Annotated in this window: 2 protein-coding genes; one reads left to right on the forward strand and one right to left on the reverse strand. The window is 52.8% G+C overall.

Annotation, left to right across the window (positions count from 1 at the left end):
• The gene (locus tag THS27_RS14250; RefSeq protein ID WP_168184903.1) at window positions 1–18,495 is read right to left on the reverse strand and encodes a non-ribosomal peptide synthetase/type I polyketide synthase; all 18,495 of its coding nucleotides are present in this window, start codon (window positions 18,493–18,495) and stop codon (window positions 1–3) included.
• A gap of 558 nt (window positions 18,496–19,053) precedes the next feature.
• On the opposite strand from THS27_RS14250, the gene THS27_RS14255 reads away from it, so the two are divergent.
• Entirely contained in the window at window positions 19,054–19,959 is a 906-nt protein-coding gene (locus THS27_RS14255; RefSeq protein ID WP_085591993.1) for a LysR family transcriptional regulator, read from the forward strand.
• Window positions 19,960–19,962: the final 3 nt, after the last annotated feature.

Below are 19,962 nucleotides of genomic sequence, written 5' to 3' on the forward strand. Positions count from 1 at the left end.
TTAGGTATCAAGCGCAGCGGCACTGGCAAATTTGCCCAAAAAGGCAAGCCAGCGTCGCATGGTTTCGGCATCAAACAGGTCGGTATCATATTCCAGCGTAAAGCGGGCCTGCCCTGCTTCCTCGACAAGGAACAGAATAACGTCATGTTTTGCTGTTGTATTATCGACAAAGGCATCCAGATTATCGGGCAGCAGACCCGACCGGTTATCCTTCGCCAGCGGCAGGCCGGACGTATCGCCTGTATCTGACATACTTGGCAAATCGCCGAACCGTTGATATTCAAATACGACATTCACAAGCGGCTGACGGTTGGCATTCCGTTTGGGGGCAACGGCGCGCACCAGTTCATCGAACGGGTAATCCTGCCGGTCAAGCGCCGCGGCAATATTGGCATGTAACCGGTCAATCAGTGCGCCAAGCTCCGTTTCATTGTCAAGCTGTACCCGGATCGGCAAAACATTTACGAAAAACCCGATCAACCCTTCTGTCTCGGTCCTTTCGCGCCCGGCTACGCCCATGCCAATAACCATGTCCTGCTGGCGTGTCAGACGATAAAGCATGGCCGAAAACAAGGCCAAACCAACCGCCGACAGCGTTGTGTTGTGGGTCTGCGCCAGTTTGTGCAGCCCATCAAGCACCGGGCGATCAATTTGCAAATGTGCATGTGCCCCGCGATAGGATTGAACATCGGGTGCCGTGCGATCTGTCGGCAAGGCAATCTGCCCGGGCGCGCCACGCAATTTTTCCTGCCAATAGGCAGCCGCCGACGACCAATCCTGTCCCGCCTGCCACCAGGCATAATCCTTATAACTAATCGGAAGCGGTGCAAGAACAGGGTCGGTTTCATGCAAAACAGCTTGATACAGCGCACCTAGTTCCTGTTGCAAAATGCGCGATGACCAGCCGTCTCCGACAATATGATGCGTGATTAAAACCAGAAGAATTTCGTTCTTGCCAACTGTAATCATACGACCCCGGATTAACGGGGGCTGATCCAGTATTATCGGTGTGGCCGCTTCTTCACGGGTCAGGCGCAGTGCCTCGCGCGCTGGGTCGGCATGGTTTGAAACATCCTGAACAACAACATTTGGCGCCGATACCGGGTGGATATGTTGTGTAATCACCCCGTCCTGTTCATGAAAACCTGTGCGCAAGGTTTCATGACGCACAATCAGGCGCTTTAGGGCCTCTTGCAAAATATCGGCACGTAAGGAACCATCGCACCGCATCACATAAACCATGCCATAGGCGCTACCGTTACGGTCCATCCTGGATAGAAGGTAAAGGCGCTTTTGGGCGTGGCTGGCCGGATATTCATCCATAACAGGTGCAGGTAAAATACCCGCTTTTTGCGTATTTGCGTTCGATTGACGCAGGCTGTTCACATGCCGGGCCAGGGCCGCAATCGTCGGGCTGGCAAAAAAATCGGCCATGCTAATGCGTTTACCAATGCGGTCAGCAATGCGGTTTACAATGCGGATCGCCATCAGGCTATGCCCCCCCAGCGCCGCAAAGCCGGTGTTGCGATCGTAAACCGGCAATTGGAAAACATCGCTGAAAATATCGGCAATCACCTGTTCATCCGGGCTAAGGCTGCTATCAACGTTGCTGGCCTGCGCCCCGGCTGGTAATTGCAAATTTACCTGCGAAAGTAATGCGTTGCGATCAACCTTACCATTCGCCGTAACGGGAATATCGGCAACCAGATACCATTTTGTCGGCACCATATAGCCCGGCAGGCGTTGGCCAAGCCATGCCTGCAGTTCCCCTAACAACACATCGGACTGCACAGTGTTTTCACCGGGTACTTGCTGAATACACCCGATAATCTCGCCGCCATGTACCCCGTCACGGTTGTACAAAACCACCGCATTCTGAATGTCAGGTGCCTGTTGTAACTGATGTTCGATTTCATCAAGTTCAACCCGAAATCCCCGCAGCTTGATCTGATTATCGCGTCTGCCGCCAAATTCGATCCGGCCATCACCCGTCCAGCGGGCAATATCTCCCGTGCGATAAAGGCGCGCACCGGGTTTATCAGGATCAGAAACAAACCTTTCTGCTGTCAGTTCCGGCTGACACCAATATTCACGTGCCAGCCTGTCCCCGCCAATCATTAACTCGCCCCATACACCAACCGGTGTCCGCAAACCGTGGGCATCACGAATCACGGTTCTGGTATGGGCAATCGGCCGACCAATGATTGTAAAATCGCTGTCTTCGCAAATATCGGAACGCAAAATCGGCGTCACGGTTGCAAATGTTGTACTTTCCGTCGGGCCATAGCCGTTAATCAAACTGGTATCCGGGCAAATATCCATGAATTTGGATACATGCGATTTGCTGATACTTTCCCCGCCGATCATTAATGTCCGCAACCGCGACAAACTGGCCGGGTCGGCATCAACCTGCCGATTAAACAAACCGACGCTCATATACATCGTCGTGATACCAAACGCTGCCAGCGCTGCGCCAAATTGTGACGGGTCCAGCACGGTATCACGCGCGATCACCGCAATTTCGGCCCCGGTTAACAAAGGCACCCAAATTTCAAGTGTTGCCGCATCAAATGCCAATGGTCCGGCCTGGGCCATCACGGCACCTGCGCAAAGCCCGGTGTAATCCGCCCCTTGCGCCAACCGCATGACAGCGCCCTGTTCGATCAGCACCCCTTTTGGCTGCCCGGTGGACCCGGATGTATACATAAGATAGGCCGGTGCGCGTTCCGGAACATCAAGAACCGGGGCCACAAATTCGCCTCCGATATCAGGTATATCAGCGACATGACACATCCGAACCGCGTCATTGGCAATATCTGCCAATGAGGCCCGGCCCACATCATCAACCAAAACCAGTGTGGCGTTACTATCACCAAGAATAAACAGATTACGTTCCGCCGGATAAGCCGCATCGAGCGGGACATAACCGGCACCAAGGGCCGTAATCCCCAGTATTACAGCAATGGCTTCGCGCCCGCGATCAATATGCATGGCAACAAGATCGCCTTGTCCGACACCGGCATTCACAAGATACTTGGCAATCGCCCCGGCCCGTGCTGCAAGGTCAGCATAGCTCCAGGAACCCCCTGCATCACGCACGGCACAATTGTCTGGTGCCAAAGCAACCTGCCGGGAAAATTCGGCAAACAACCCCTCGTGCATCGTTATCGGAATATCGGGGCCATTTTCCCACAGGTCAAACTGTGCGCTCTGTTCTGCCGGTAACAGGCTGATAGCATCAAGTTTCTGACTGTCACTACGGATCAGGCGGCGCAAGGTTGCGGCGAAAATACGCCCCAAATCATCCATCCGGGTGCGATCAAACATATCGGCGTAATAATCAAACGAGATTGTCATGCGCTCGGGAAGATCACGCACAAAAATTGACAGATCATTTTTGCAATGGTGCCGCATCAGCCCAACGGGACGAATATGTGTATTGGTATTATCTGCAGCAGCCCGATAGTTCATATAGGAAAGTGATATTTCCGACAGCAATGTCCGATCTGGCGCAGCCGGTGGGCATAAATCATCTAGCAACATGTCCAGAAAATAAGCGCGATGGCGTAAAGCCTCTACATGTTGGGACTGCATTTTAGCCAGCAGTGATTTTACAGTTTCACCATCCTCAAGGCAGGTTCGCAACGGCAACAGGGACACCATCATACCGGGCATATCGCGGAACCCGTTCGCATCCCGTGCATCTACAGGAACGCTGATAACCAGATCACTTGTTTCGGCCAACCGTGACAAAACGGCAAACCAGGTCGACAGGATCAGGGTAAACATCGTCACCCGCTGCGTGGCAGCAAATTTACGAGCGTCAGCCAGCAAGTTGCTGTCCAATTCAAACGACGTAATTTCACCGTTAAAAGTATGAAATGCCGGCCTCCGCCGATCAGATGGCAAATTGATCATCGGCAACGCACCGCGATACTTTGCCTGCCAATAGTTTTTGGCATCCGCCAACCGGGCCTGGTTTTCCCCCCGCTGGCACCACAGGGCATAATCACTTAACTGATGTTTTAACGGCAACAACGTTTTGCCAAGATACAATTCAAACAAATCACCCAATAACCGTTCCGTCGTAGAACCGTCAGCCAGGACGTGATGTATATCGAAAAACAAAGCCAATTTGCCGGTTTGGTCCGTCAGGAATTGCCAGCGAACAGGAATTTCGCTGTTCAGATCAAATGCTCTCACCAGCCTGGCACAGGCATCTTCAACCTCACCATCAACCATAACCGGTGTCAGGTCGGGCATGGCGTGTTCAGGTTTCAGAACCTCCATCTGCCAACTGTCGCCCTGTGTGGATATCCGGGTGCGAAGAATTTCGTGACGTATAATCAGTTGCGTGATCACTGCACGCAAACGCCCCATATCAACGGTGTCATCAAGCAAAAAGGCATGGGGCAAATTAAATGCCGTGCCCATATTCCCCTTTTGCCCGGCATTTAAAACCGACAATTGTTCAGGGGCAGCCGGGTACGTTATTAACGCCATCCGGTGTGTGTTGTCGTCACCGGGCTGATCGGCGGTTACTTGCGGCACAAAATTCGCTGGCGCATCATCAAAACCGGCAATTTGGTTATGCCCATCATAACCAAACTCGCTATTCTCCGGCCACGGATCAAGCAGCTTTTTACCTAGCCCTGCGACAGTGGAATGTTCAAACAAATCAGCCAGGCTCAGCGAATAACCAAGCTCCTGCGTCATCCGGTCAACAATTTGCATTCCGGTTATTGAATCACCACCCAGTGCATAAAAGTCCTCGGCCGGGTCGACGGCATCATAGCCAAGTGTTTCCGCCCAAATACGGCCAATTGCGACAATCGGGTCCACTTGTTTACCGCCGGTATCCACGTCCCTGCCAGACGTCATAATATCTGCGTCTGTTTCGCCCACCCCAAGCAATCGGGCCAACGACACGACCGACGATGCCGAAAACAGATCGGAAATTGTCAAGGACAGGGATAAATCGTTTTGCATTCGATCAACGATTTGCATCCCTGTAATCGAATCCCCGCCAAGCGCAAAGAAATCCTCGGTTATGTCTAGTGTGTCATATCCCAGCGTCTCGGCCCATATCGCGGCAATACGTGCGATCGTATTGCGGGTCGGTGTTGGCAATACACGATCAGCTACGGCAGGGGTTTTAACGGCAACTTCGGTGGACTGGTTATGGCCCAAAACCGCTGGATCAAGCACAACAACCTGTGCCAAACCACAATCAAGAGCCCTGCGCCACAAAGACACAGCCTGTTGCGGTGAAACCCATGCGCCGTCATGAAGAACAACATTGTTTCGCGCCGCCATACCCTGACCGGCAAGGGTACACCAGTCAATCACCATTGCGGGGCGGCCCTGTGCGCGACGATAAAATGCAAACCCGTCCAGAAACCCGTTGGCCGCACAATAAGCCGATTGCCCCGGCGCACCGGTTATCGCTGTAACACTGCCAAACATGACAAATGCCTGAACCGGATCGTTCAATGTTAACTGATCCAGGTTCCGCGCACCGGCAATCTTGGCCGACAAAATATCGTTAAAACTGTCCATATCCCGCATGGCAAGAAACCCGCCATCGGCAAGGCCGGCCGCATGGACAATGGCCGTAATCGGCCCCAGATTGCTTCTGATGTGCGCCAGGGTTTGATCAAGGGATTTTTGATCCGATACATCACAGGAAAACAGTGAAATATCGATGCCCTCGGCCCGCAAGGCCGCAAGCCGACTTTTTGTTTCAGCATCAAGCAATGCTTCGTCACGGCGGCCAATAAAAGCCAGTTCAACCTTGCCGCCTGCGGCCATTTCGACCGCCAGCGCCAGGCCAAAACCACCAGTACCCCCTGTAACCACGCATACCCCGTGATCGGGCCAGTTGGATTGGTTGGCACTGTCATAATTTTCAAACATTGCCAGATCGCGGACCAACCGTTGTCCATTGCGATAAACCACAACCGGGTCCCGCGAAGGAATTGCCGCCAGTTCCGACCCGATAACGGATGAAACCGCATCTGGCGGCATATCGGCATAACTCAGGGTCAATTTTGGTTCTTCGTGAGCAGCGGCAATAACAACACCTGCCGCCGCAGACTGGTCCGGGTCGATTGCAAATTCACCATCCGGGGCAAATGCCCCGCACCCAACCACTGTCAGACGCAACGGCCCACTTATATTTCGCAGAACATTTCGCAACACCTGGGCCGTGCGCAATACGGCATCCACCCCGGGTTGCAAGGCCACAATCGCGTGTGAAACCCCGGCAAAGGTTGCTTTATCCAGCGTTTCAGGGTGAACAAGCCGACATTGTTTTGGCACCGGCCAAAAATCACCATCAGCAATAAACAGGCAGCCGACCGGACACGGATGTGCCTCAACATTTTCGGGGTGCCAACTTATTTCAAGGGTCGTTGGCCCCTGATTTAAGGCATTTTGGCCGGTTTTGGCAAAGCGGATACCTCTTACAGCAACAACAGGCTGGCCGGTTACACCGTTAAACAGTGTAACATTCAGCTTGCCTGATGGTTGTAATTCTCCGCACGCCAAAATATCGGTGCCAGACGCACCATAAACAATTACGTCATCCACACCAACTGGCACAGACGGACCGTTCTGATTATCCAGGGCCATGCTACATGCAACATCGGCAAGTGCTGGGTGATACACCCAGTTTTGCAGATCCGCATGATATTGCGATGACAAGCGCAACTGTTTTATCGCAACGGTTTTGGCCGGGTCAGAATATAGCGAAACGGTGCAATCCCAGCGTGAACTGGTTGTAATGGCCCCAAAATGCCCGATAAATGCCGCCAACGGCACAGAAACTGTTGCCTTCGCGCGAAAGGCCGCCAGCGACAGGTTGTTACCATCAACATCAGAGGCGGCCTGCGTATAACGCGCACTGGCAAACACACGCCACTGACCATTTTTAAGGCGGCCCCCCAGTTCCACGCTGTGATCATTGCCAAATGAAAGTGTCACGTTGCCATCAGGAACGGCGTTTACCATCAAAGCATGGTGCCATACCAGATCAGACAGACAAACCGGACCAGCACCATTCCCCATTTGGGCAACCGCCTGTGCAATCAATGCAGGAACCGCCATGCCAACAAGGGTTGGTTGGCCGTTCAGGCGATGTTCATTTGCCGGCCAAAATCCCGGATCGTTAATGTTGATTGCAAAACTGCGAGCAGTGGCAGTTTCAACCGGCCCCTGCAACACAGAAACAGCTTTTGCTATTTTAACATCAAACACCGGTTTGCAGGGTTTACGAACGTAAGGGGCCGACGGCAGGGACACCCGCCGCGCCCTGTAATTTTCAGGCCAAGCCAGCACCGCACCATTAAGATAGGCTGATATTTGTGTTTGCGCGGTTACATCATCGGTCACGGCAACAATGGCATCAACCTTGTGGTTTTGCCCGCCATTGGTTGCTTCGCCAATGTGCCCATCACCGTTTACCAAGCGTTCAAGATGACTTTCCAAGGCATCACAATCATGAACTGCAACCGCAAATCGATATTTCAGGGAATCTCGCCCGGTAGCCAGGGTGAAAGCAATATCGCGAACCGAAAGAGCGGGCGTTTTTTTAAGTGTTCTCAGTAAGTTTTTACCATATTCGCGTAACGCGTCAGGGCTGCTGGCAGAAAGAGAAACGATAAAATGATCCCTGTCAGTTTGCCCGGTATCATCGGCTTGCAAACGGGCGGGTGCCGCCTCGAGCACAATATGGGCGTTAATGCCACTAAGCCCGAACGAACTGACACCGGCCCGGCGCGGAATACCTGCGCCGCGATCAGGAAGTTTTGCCAAATGCCCGGTAACACGCACCGGGGCACGGCCAAAATCAATCGCCGGGTTTGGCGTTTCAAAAAACGGCTGCGGCGGTACGTCGCCATGGCGCAACACCATAATAGCCCGTGCAAGGCCCAAGGCCCCGGCAGCACCATCAAGATGCCCGAAATTCCCCTTGGCTGAACCAATATAGGCAGGATCGACGATGGGGTGGGCACCCGCAAATGCCCGTGTTAGACCATCAATTTCGATCGGGTCGCCTAACGCGGTTCCCGTTCCATGTGCTTCGAAATATGAAATGGTAGTTAGGTCAATGTCAGCGGCCCGGGCGGCCTGCGCAATAACCTCGGCCTGCATTGCGGGATTGGGGGCTGCCGCGCCGCTGGATGCACCATCCTGGTTAACAGCACTGCCGCGAATAATAGCATGGATATTATCGCCATCCTGCATGGCTGCACTTAAGGGTTTCAGAACGAAAATAACACTACCTTCACCCATGCCGGTACCATCGGCACTGGCATCAAAGGCGCGGGTGCGCGCGGTTGAGGAATCAATTGTAAACCCGCCTGCCGCATCGGGCGGACAGGGTAATAATTTGGCACCACCGGCAATGGCGACCGTGCATGTGCCATTGCGCAAATTCTGGCAGGCCTGATGCACCGCAACCAGCGACGATGAACAAGCCGTATCCACTACCTGCGCCGGGCCATGCCAGTCTTTCAGGAACGACAAACGTGTCACAATGTTTGATGGCACATTCAGGGCGAAAACCTGTTCAGCCCGGGTTTTTGCAACATGTTCCATTGCAACCCGCCACACCGGGTTGGCACCACCGCCTGCAAAAACCCCCACATTCTGGCCCCGCAACGCATTGCCACCATAACCGGCATCTTCCATCGCCATCAGGGCCGTTTCAATAAACAACCGTTGTTCCGGGTCCAGCAACCCGGCATCGACCGGTGCCATACGGAAACGGGCGGCATCAAAATCAAAAATACTGTCAAGATAGGCCGCTTCGCGAAACTGTTTGGGAACGGCTTTGCCCATTACGGTAAAAAGTTCGCGGGTTTCGGCGTCGCGTGTGGCTGGTAACGCCCCGACGTGATCGCGCCCGGCCGCAATGTTTTGCCAAAAACGATCAAAATCGTCGGCACCGGCCACCCGAACACCCATGCCAATAATGGCAATCGGTTCGTCAGTAGCAAAATGACCGTTCGCGCGTAATGCGATATTACTTGCGGGTGAATGTGCATTTTGCCCGGTCAAATAATCAGCCTGGCGGGAAATCGACGGATTGGCAAACAGATCGGCAACACCCATTTTACCGGGCCAAATAGTGTTGATCTTTTCAAACAATTTTAACAGCAAAAGGGAATTGCCGCCGATGTCAAAAAAACCGTCGTCCCGGCCGGGGTCAATGTCGGGTAAAACCTGTTGCCATAACTGGCGTATTTTTAATTCGATCTGGCCCTGTTCACTGGCCGATAACACCGTTTTTTCATCTTGCTTTTGCTGGCCAGCCGATGGGGCTTTGCTCGCAACCATCGGCTGGCCCGACAGCGCCTTGCGATCCACCTTGCCGCTGCTGGTTTGCGGCAAATGATCAAGGGCAAAGAACCGCGCCGGGATCATATATTCGGGCAGTCGCTGGCGCAAATGGTCACGCAAATCTGAAACGCTCAGACCATCCTTGCCCAGAACAAAAGCATGCAATTCGTCAAAACCGCCAACTTTCACAGCCTTGACTGGCGCACGTTCAACAAATGGGTGGCTTTCAAGTGCCGCCTCGACCTCGCCGCATTCAATACGGAAACCGCGAATTTTAACCTGATGATCAATGCGGCCCAGATACTCGACCGTGCCATCACGCCGCCACCGGCCCAGATCACCGGTGCGATAAAGGCGACCGCCATCATTATGCGGGTCACTGGGGAATTTTTCCGCACTTAGTTCAGGCCGATTGCGATACCCCAACGCAATTTGGACGCCGCCCAAAACAATTTCACCAGTTACACCAATGGGCAGAACATCCATTTCCTGACCCAGAATTTGCACCGTGGTATTGGCAATCGGTTTGCCAATAGGAACAATGCCACCGGTTTGATGGGGCGAACACGCCTGCCAGGTTACATCAACTGTGGCTTCGGTCGGCCCGTAAAGGTTATGAAGTTCGGTTCCGAACGGCTGATGTAACAATTCATTAAACCGCCTGACCGTCGCGGCATCCAGGGCCTCGCCACTGGCAAAAACCCGGCGCAAACTGGACAGTTGGGCCGCCTCAACCATACCACTTTCAATGGCAAACAAAAACGTTGCCAGCATGGACGGTACGAAATGAATGATCGTTACCTGATGCCGGTCAATTTCACTGGCGATTTGTTGCGGGTCGCGTTCAGCACCGGGGGACGGCAAAACAACCTTTGCCCCGGTCCATGACCACCAGAAAAGCTCCCAAACCGAAACATCAAAGGTGATTGGCGTTTTTTGGAAAATCACATCACCCGGGCCAATCGGGAATGCATCCTGCATCCATAATATGCGGTTCAAAACACCCCGATGGATAATTTCCACCCCTTTGGGGCGCCCGGTCGAGCCTGATGTAAACAACACATAGGCCAAATCGTCGGGTTTGCTTGCCAGAACTGGCACATCGGCATCGTCAGCACCATCAATCAGGATGGTTGTGGTGCCATCAAACAACCCGGCACAGTCGGCAGTCGTAATAACGGTGGCTTCCTTGCCAAGGTCTTCAAGCATGTCATGACGACGCTGCGCCGGGTGATCAGGGTCAAGCGGGCTGTAAGCCGCACCCGCCAAAAGAGTTCCATGCACAGCAGCCAGCATATTGATCGAACGGCGCACAGCAATGCCAACGACATCACCGCGCCCGATATTTGCCGCCCGCAACCGTGCCGCAATACCGGCGGCGCGACGTGCAAACTGCGTATAGGATAATTCACCACCTTCATCGACAACGGCAATGGCATCAGGGGTGCGCGCCACCTGATCAAGGAAGGGTTCGGAAATGCAACGGTCAACAGGCAAGTCCAGCGTGGTCGCGTTAAACTGGTCGATCAGGGCGCGTTCGTCATCTGGCATTATGGCAAGATGCGCAAGCGACGTGGTTTGTTCATTATTTAATGCCGCACGGCACAAACTGTTCAGGCGCGCAATTACGCTTTTGACGGTATTTCGATCAAACAGGTCGGTGTCAAATTCAAGCTGACCACGCAAGGCCCCTTCGGCCCGCCAGAAATAGAACCCAAGATCAAATTTGGCATAAAGAAATGGCATTTCGACCAATGACAGCCCGGCACCACCCAAATGGCCCATTTCAGGCGTCCCGTCCTGCCACGCGACAAGCACATCAAATAATGGATTGCGCGACAGATCACGCGGGGCATTAACCGCATTCACAATCACTTCAAATGGCACGGACTGGTCGGCCAACGCATCGCTGATACATTTACCGGTTTGGGTAAGGTGCGCATCAAACGATTGCTCAGGGTTAATTTTCTGGCGTAACGGAACCGTATTAACAAAAAAGCCGATGGTATTGTCGAATGCGCCATGCTCGCGACCAGCCACCAGCATCCCCAGTGGAATATCGGTTTGCCCGCAATGGCGATAAAGCAGAACCTGCACCAGGGCTGTCAGGATATTAAAGGCCGTTGTGCCATGACGAATTGCTGCCGCATCAATTAACCTGGCATTATCAGCATCAATATCAAAATCAACAAAATCACCCAAAAACCGGCGCTCTGCCGGGCGCGGATAATCGGTCGGCAGGTTCAGTGGTTCACATAATGGATCCAGCCGGTCTTTCCAGCGGATAATGGCATCCTTGCCTGCATCACTTTGTAAAAAGCCCCGCTGCCAACTGGCAAAATCTTCATAATGACGGTCAATTTCGGGCAAATGCGGCGGCGTAGCCCCTGTTTCAGCACCATAAAAAGCAGCAATTTCACGTAATAACACCGGCATCGACCAACCATCGCATATGGCATGATGCAACGATATCATCAGCCAGTGACGATCCGGCGCCAGCGTAATCAAATCAGCACGGCTCATTGATGCATTATCCAGGTCAAACGGGCGTGCTGTTTCCCGGGTGACGAACTGGCGCGCTGTATCCTCGGTCATCTGATGGCGCTGCAATATCCAGCTGCCTGCCGGCGCAAGATACTGGCTTACCCCATCAGGATGTTCGGGGTCTGCGCGAAAGCGCAGGCGCAAGGCATGCTGGCGGTCTTCAAGGGCAAAAAGGGCACGTTGTAATGCAGCTGCATCAATTGCCCCGGTAATTTCCAGTGTCGCCGGGACGGAATAAACCGCCAGTTCCGGTTGCAATCGCTGCAAAACCCATAATCTGGCCTGTCCACTTGATAATGGGAAAACATCTCCCTGGGTACGCAACAAAGTTTGCCCGGTTGAAACCTGGCGGTTATTCGCAACCAGTCGCGCAACGTTTTCAACCGTTCGGGCCGCAAAAATATCCTGCAATTTTGGCCGAAAACCTGACTGTTTTTCGATAAGCCCGGCCAAACGCATTGCAATCAGACTGTGCCCGCCAAGGGCAAAGAAATCCGAATTCGGGGTGATTTCCTTATCGCCAAATAACCTTTGAAACTGGTTGATCACCAGTTGCACGTCGTCGGCATCGGCATCTGCCTGCGCATCAACACGTGTTTCCGCCACCAGCAAAATCTCACGCAGGCGCGATCGATCCACTTTACCGTTTACTGTAACGGGCAAATGATCCAGCACCACGATACGCTCAGGAATCATATAACCAGGCAAATCGCGAGAAAGCGCACCCGTCCAGATATCACGCTGATCATTGTCGGCGGCAATAGCAGCCCCCAAAAACGCATCGGCACCCTTCCCGATCGCCATGACGCAAACATTACGGATGCCATCTTGCATCGATAATTTGTCTTCAATTGCACCCAGTTCGACCCGGTGCCCGCGAATTTTAACCTGGCTATCATTGCGCCCGCCAAATTCAATCACACCATTTGCACGCCAGCGTGCCCGGTCTCCGGTTTTATACAACCGTTCGTCGCCCAGACAATTTACCGTAACAAACGCTTTTTCGGTGCGTTCCTTCGCCCCGGTATAGCCCAGCGCCAACCCGTCACCCGCAGCATATAATTCACCCCAAACATCAATCGGGGTAACTTCCCCGCGCGCATCAAGGATGTAAACCCGGCTGTTGCCAACAGGCGTGCCAATTGGAATATTACCAGTGGCAATATCCGCATCGCTAATAGTGTGCGTGCAGGTAAAGGTCGTGTTTTCAGTCGGTCCATACCCGTTGATCAGCGTCAAATCCGGGCAAGCGGCCCGGATCCTTGCGATATGAGCCGGGCTTAATACTTCGCCACCGCTTAACAGGCGGTTTAACGTCTGGAAACTTTCAGGGGCCTCGTCAGCAATGCGGTTTAACAGGCTGGATGTCAGCCACATCGTCGATACATTTCCGCGGCAAATTGCCACGCGCATCATGCCCGGGTCAAAAAGTGCATCATCGGCAATAATACATAAACGCCCGCCATTTAAAACAGCCGCCCATATTTCCAGTGTCGAAGCATCAAAACCAAGCGGAGCAGCCTGGGCAATGACATCGTTTTCATCAAAAGGCAGGCTTTTATTATTCAGAACCAGCCGCGCAACCGCCCGGTTAGGTATCAGAACCCCTTTGGGCTTTCCGGTAGAACCCGATGTAAACATAACATAGGCAGGATCATTGCCCGCCCGGCTGGCTGCAAGTGGATGCTCGTTTGTACTTTCCGGTTCTTTTCCATCCGGCAGCCCTGCCATATTATATAACTTTTGCAGTTCTGACAGACGTTGATATTCATCCGCATCACATAGCAGGGTTTGTGCCCCGCACTCAGCCATCAAATCGTTAATTGCCTGCGGTGGCAATGCCTTGTCGATCGGCAAATAAACAGCGCCGTGCCATGCAATGCCCAGCAAGGTAAGAATACTGTCGATGTTTCGCGCTGCAGCCAAACCAACGATATCACCTGGCATGACACCAAGTGTGCCAAGTTCCGCCGAAATCGACGCCAGCCTGATGCCCATATCACGATATGTGAGGGTCGTTGTGCCATCATCAAGGGCGACGCGTTCTTGGTAACCCGGGTCCTTAACGCGTTTTGCAAGCAACGTCCCAAGGCCACAATCCCGCGGATAATCTGACCCGGTATCATTCCAGTCTGACAACAAAAGCTGTTTTTCTGTGGCCGGAATGATTTCAACAGTGCCCAGCGGGCGTTTTGGTTCCTCGGCCCAGGCACAAATCAGGGTTAGGAAATGTTCGGCGAAATGTTCAACCCAGCGTGTCCCGTAAGTCGAGGTCTGATATTCGATTGCCAGATGTGTGCCTGCACCGCATTTAACCAGCGCCAACATCAACGGGAACTTGCCAGCCCCAAAATCAAGGTCGTTAAGGTCGTAGATGTCTTCGTTAATTTCAATAATGCTAACCGCATCACATGGCAGACCAACCGGACCGCGTGAGATGGTCGAAAGGTCCATGCTTAGCCGCGACAAAGGATAGTCCTGCACATCCATCACCGACAGAATTTCATGTCCGACCTTTTGCACCAGATCATCAAGGCCACGTGACATGTCGGGTGTAATCGCTAATGGCAAAACATTGGCGAAACACCCCAGGAATTGCCTGCTATCCTGATCAACCCGCCCGGCAAACGGCATGCCCAAAACAGCGGCACCACTTTCCTTGCGACGTGCAATAACCGCAATGACCAGTGCGGTCCACAAGGCTGTCGGGGTGGCGCGACTGGCATATTTCGATAATGTATCAAGTGCGGTCTTTTGCCGGGATGACAAACGCCAAAACAGGCGTTTTCCTGCGTGCGTGTCATGGTTATTATGATTGGCCATCGGGTCAGATGGCAACCGTTCGGCAAGCAAATATTCTGTCCGGCTTTGCCAGAATGCGCGGGCTTCGTTGCCGCGCTCGCCTTTCAAGTCACGATGGGCCCGCTCGGCCAGAACCTGGGCCGGGCAGGTCTTGCGCACCTCCTCGCCTGCAAGCTCGGCCTCGATTTCGGCTTGCAGCAAACCAAAAGACTGACCGTCAAAACACAAATGATCAACGGCAACCGCCAGAAGCGCTGGTAGCGTTCTGGTTTTTTCAACATAACCAAACCGGGCCAACGGCCCCTTTTCAATGTCAAACAACCCGGTCCGAATATCCTCAAACTGGTCAAGGCACATAAACGGAACCGCCATATGGGCGTGAACACGTTGAACCAGTTCGCCTTCCTGCTCGACAAAGGTTGAGCGCAATGCTTCGTGCCGGGCAACGATTTTATCGAGCACCAACCGCAATGCATCAAACCCGGCTCCATCCGGTAAACGCAGGCTAGACACAATATGATATCGATCATCTGGCGGCAGGTCACGGCGTGCCAGCCATTGGCCTTCTATCGCCGGATGCGCGGGAAATATGGCAATGATCGGGGCATCACCAGCACGGGCAGTATCCCCGCCAACAAAAACACAACCGGATGTCTTGTTTGTCATGCCTGTCTGTGGGTATGCGGCAACTTCCCCGTCGTTCCGATCGTGCAACTGTGCCGTTGCAGCACCCGGTTTAACATCAACCCCGTTCACCCACATTTTAGCAACACCGCGCAGCAATGCGAGCGAACCGGTAGTGTCGTCGTCCGTAGTTTGGGCAGCGTTTAATGCCGGCTGCAGGGGGATGCACTGGCTGACTTTAACGCCATTTACCGCTGCCAGCCGACAAAGCGTGTTACCAAAACCGCATTCAACCAACAAAGCGCCCGGCAATGTTGCCAGCAACCCTGTGATATTATCGGCAAACCGAACCGTATTGCGCAAATGGGAAACCCAGTAATCCGGGCTTGTTGCATTGGCATCTGAAAGCCATTGGCCTGTCAGATTTGACTGCACCGGAATTTTCGGCGCAGAAAGATTTACATTGGCAACCACATCGCGAAACTGATCAAGAATCTGATCCATCAATGAAGAATGAAATGCCTGGGAAACAGTCAATCTTCGACCAGGTTTACCGCGCTGGTCCAGGTGCTTTGCCAGCCGTTCAATCGCATCGACTGATCCTGCAACAACATGCTGGCGCGGGCCGTTTGCCGCCGCGATTGCCAAATCGCCCCCAAATGCGGCTAATAATTCGTCAACATCGGTCGCAACCATTGACAGGGCATACATTGCCCCTGGTTTTGTGGCTTCCATCAGCCGTCCGCGCAAAACAACCAAACGCAATGCATCGTCAAAGGACATAACACCGGCAAGACATGCTGCAACATATTCACCAATGCTATGCCCAATCAAAGCAGCAGGCTGCACGCCGCGGCGAATCAAATAATCGGCCAGTGCATATTCAAAAATAAACAAAGCAGGTTGCGTGCAGGCTGTTTGGGCAAGGCGTTCAACATCATCGCTATTGCCGTCCGAAACGACCAAAAGATCGCGCAAATCTTGCGGGCCGGAAAGGCGCGCAACCGTCGTGCAGGCACGGTCAATCAGATCGGCTGACCGAATATCGGTGTTATAAAGGGCCCGGGCCATGCCCGGCTTTTGGGCACCCTGCCCCGCAAACATCAAAACAACCGGCGGCACGACCATAGGCACCGTGCCCGAAATGCGGGCAGGTGATGTTTCATCCCGTAAAGCCTGGCATGCTGTTGCCTTATCCGCCGCAACAACAACCGCACGAACCGATCCATCCAGTTTATCGTCAACCCCGGCAGTCACATCATGCAGATCGGCATGATCCACCATGGTCGTCACCCGCCTGTGCAGGTCGGCGATTTTGTCGTCCAGCGCCGACGATGTATTGGCGGATAATTGCCAAACATACGGGTCAGAAGATGCCGCCAATGCCTCCGCTGGCTCTGCCTTGCGGATGGGATCAGCCATTATCTGATGTTGGGGGGCCGGTACATCTTGAACGCCTGCAACTGCAACGACACGTTCGTCTACCATCTCATCTGGTGCCTCAAGCGCGCCGAGATGCCGCACAAAAGACCGGATGGTTGAATGCTCAAAAATTTCGACCGACGCAATTTTACGGCCAGCCAGTTTTGACAAGGCAAACTGAGCACGCGGCACCAGCAACGAATGTGCCCCGATTTCGAACAGATTGGCATCAGGGTCAATAGCATCAACCTGAATTAACCCTTCCCAGATACGGCTAATTTCAATGATCAATTCACCTTGCCGGGCGGCGGACATTTGCGTTGGCAGAACAACAGGAAGAATATCATCCTGTTTTGCTGTTTGTGCCAGATCACCGCGCAAACCTGGCAAATCCAGATCAACAACAGCCTGCATATTATGGCTAATCGTGGCGATCGGTTGTTGTCCGCCATCGGCAATAACTGCGTCGAGTAACACCTCAAACCGGGCGGCAATTTTCTTAACCTCGTCCAGATTGATCCGTTCGGCGTTGTATTGCCAAATCAGCGCGCCTTCCCGTTCGTCATTGCCCAGTTCTTCGGTCAGGAAGACCAACCCCAAATCAGCAACCGGACCGGTATAAACATGCTGGTATTTTGTTTTTATGTCGGCAAAATCCGGCGCCGAAATCAACCCGAGACTGTTAAAAAATGCCCCGCTACCCGACAGACTTTTCGCACCCAGCATTGCCGCGCGCATCCGCACCGGACCAAGGCGAATATGACGCACATCACGACGTATTCTGGTAAATATGTTTTGGGCCAGTTCGGCAAAGCTGGCATGCTGGTCAAGGTTAACATCGAGCGGCACAACACAGGAAAATGTTCCTGGCATGTTGCGTTCATTACGCCCGATCCGGTTAAGTACCGGCAAGGTCATCACGGGATGGCGATTTCCACTTACTTCGGCCAGCAACATAATAAAGGTTGCCATCATCACCGACGTCGGTGAAGTCTGGCACTGGCTGGCGACGTCTTCAAGCGCGACCAGTTTCTCCCCGTCAAAACCCAGCAACACTTGCGCCTGCTGGCTGGCCTGTCGCTCGGGCCGGGATGAAAAGCGCGTGACCGGTTTATCGGATGCCAAACGTTCGGTCCAATAGGCCAAATCGCGTTGATAGGCGGGGCTGTTCACATAGGCAATTTCCGAGGCGATAAATTCGCGATAAGGTCGGAAGCTGGTATCGGGGGCTGCCACGCCAGACTGTGAAGCCCGATATATTTCTGCAACCCGATCCGCCATTAAATTGCCAGCAAACCCGTCGCAAACAAGGTGATGATAAACCCGAACCCACCAGTAACGGTCATTTGCCAGTCGCAGCAACCGGTGGCGACAATGGATATTACCATCAGGACCAATCAGACGGGTGCGGGCATAACGCACTTCTTCACAGGCAGAAGCCTCGATATTGTCGGAAAAACGTAAATCAACAACGCTAAAGTCCGTGGGCAAACAGGCGGGCGCAAATGACTGCGAAATGTCGCCATTTTCATCGCAAAAACGCAGTCGCAGCGCATCATTTTCCCGTTCAGTGCGAATAATCGCCTGATGCAAGGCTGCAATATCAAGGTTACCCTCAAATGTTATGACATTGCAGATATTATAGCGTGCAGGATCGTTTCCCTTATCCCGATCCAGCCAGATTGCAGATTGCGGTGACGTCAGAGGATAGCGACCCTCTTCGGATTCCGCACCCGCATGTGCCCATTCAATGTTCAACGCCTGCCCCTTCAAACGTTGCCGCGTTACCAAGCACTCACCCTAAGTGCTTTGGTTCCCTCGTTATTTCCAGGTTGAATTTGTGCGACAACAACCCAACCCGTTAATTAGATTATGCGTTTGATTTGACCATGTTTTCAAGTGACGGTAGAAAAAAATTATTTAAATTTATGTTTCGTGCGTAGGTCATTTTCCACCCGCCATCCAACAGCATGTAGCAGAAAGCGAAATTATATTAGAGAACATTTTATTTTTTCTGCCCGGCACTGGCAAACATAGCGGCGACACGATAAGCTTTGCTTTCTTTTTTCGGGGGATTTTCCCATTAAAAACAGCACTTAAAACCGGCCTGGCCGTTTGCCAGATACGTGTATGCGCAATCGTTTAAGAACGAGGATAAACAGGGTATTTATGATGCTAAACCCCGTGTTTGTGGTGTAAATATATTTGGCTGTGCGCGAATTGACAGGTTATGTAGTGTATTTTTAACGGCATCCCGTTCCCAATAGCCGGGTTGCGTTATTTATCGGATTTTACCGGACCAAGGAGAAAGACCAATTGGAAATAAAATGGCTGGAAGATTTTGTCTCGCTGGCAAGAACCCGCAACTTTTCCCGGTCGTCAAAGGAACGAAATGTTACCCAGCCAGCGTTCAGCCGCCGCATTCGTGCCCTTGAAACCTGGCTGGGCACGGATCTGATTGACCGGCGCACCTATCCTATTACCCTGACTCAAGAAGGTCGCCTGTTTCGCGATACGGCCGAAACCGTACTGCATGATATTTATCACGACCGCGCCCAGTTTCACCAATTGCAACACGCCGAAAGGCCCGACATCCGCATTGCCGCAGCAAGCACGCTAAGCATCAGCTTTATCCCCGCCTGGCTAAAAAACATCCGAGAAAAAATAGGCCCGTTCACAAGCCATATCATGACGGAAAACTTCCACGATATGGTTCGCCATCTTGCAGATGGCGACATCGATTTTGTCCTGCAATATTGCAGCCAGGAAGCACCCGTTCTGTTCGATACCACCCAGTTCAAGGCGATGACCCTTGCACGTGAACGCATGATCCTGATTTCGCCCTTTGCCGCCAACGGCAAAACACCGTTGTTACACCCTGAAAGGGACCAGGAAATTCCTTTTATCGGCTATTCCAAAAGCGGATATTTCGCTGAAATTGAATCTCTGATGTTTTCACAAAATCCCAAATGCCGGAAAAAATTCAAAAAAATCAGCGAAAGCCCGACGTCCGAATTCGTAAAGCGGATGGCGCTTGAATTTGGTGCATTAACCATCGTCCCGGAAAGCTGTGCAAAGGCCGAAATTCAGCGCGGCGAACTCGTTGAAATACAATCTGAAACCTGGTCGCATAACCTTGATATCCAGATTTACCGCAAAGCGGACACCAAACGCTCGATCACCCGCAAATTATGGGCTGCCCTTACCAGTGACCAAGGGTAAAAC

Source organism: Thalassospira sp. MCCC 1A01428, assembly GCF_002115825.1.
Classification (GTDB): Bacteria; Pseudomonadota; Alphaproteobacteria; order Rhodospirillales; family Thalassospiraceae; genus Thalassospira.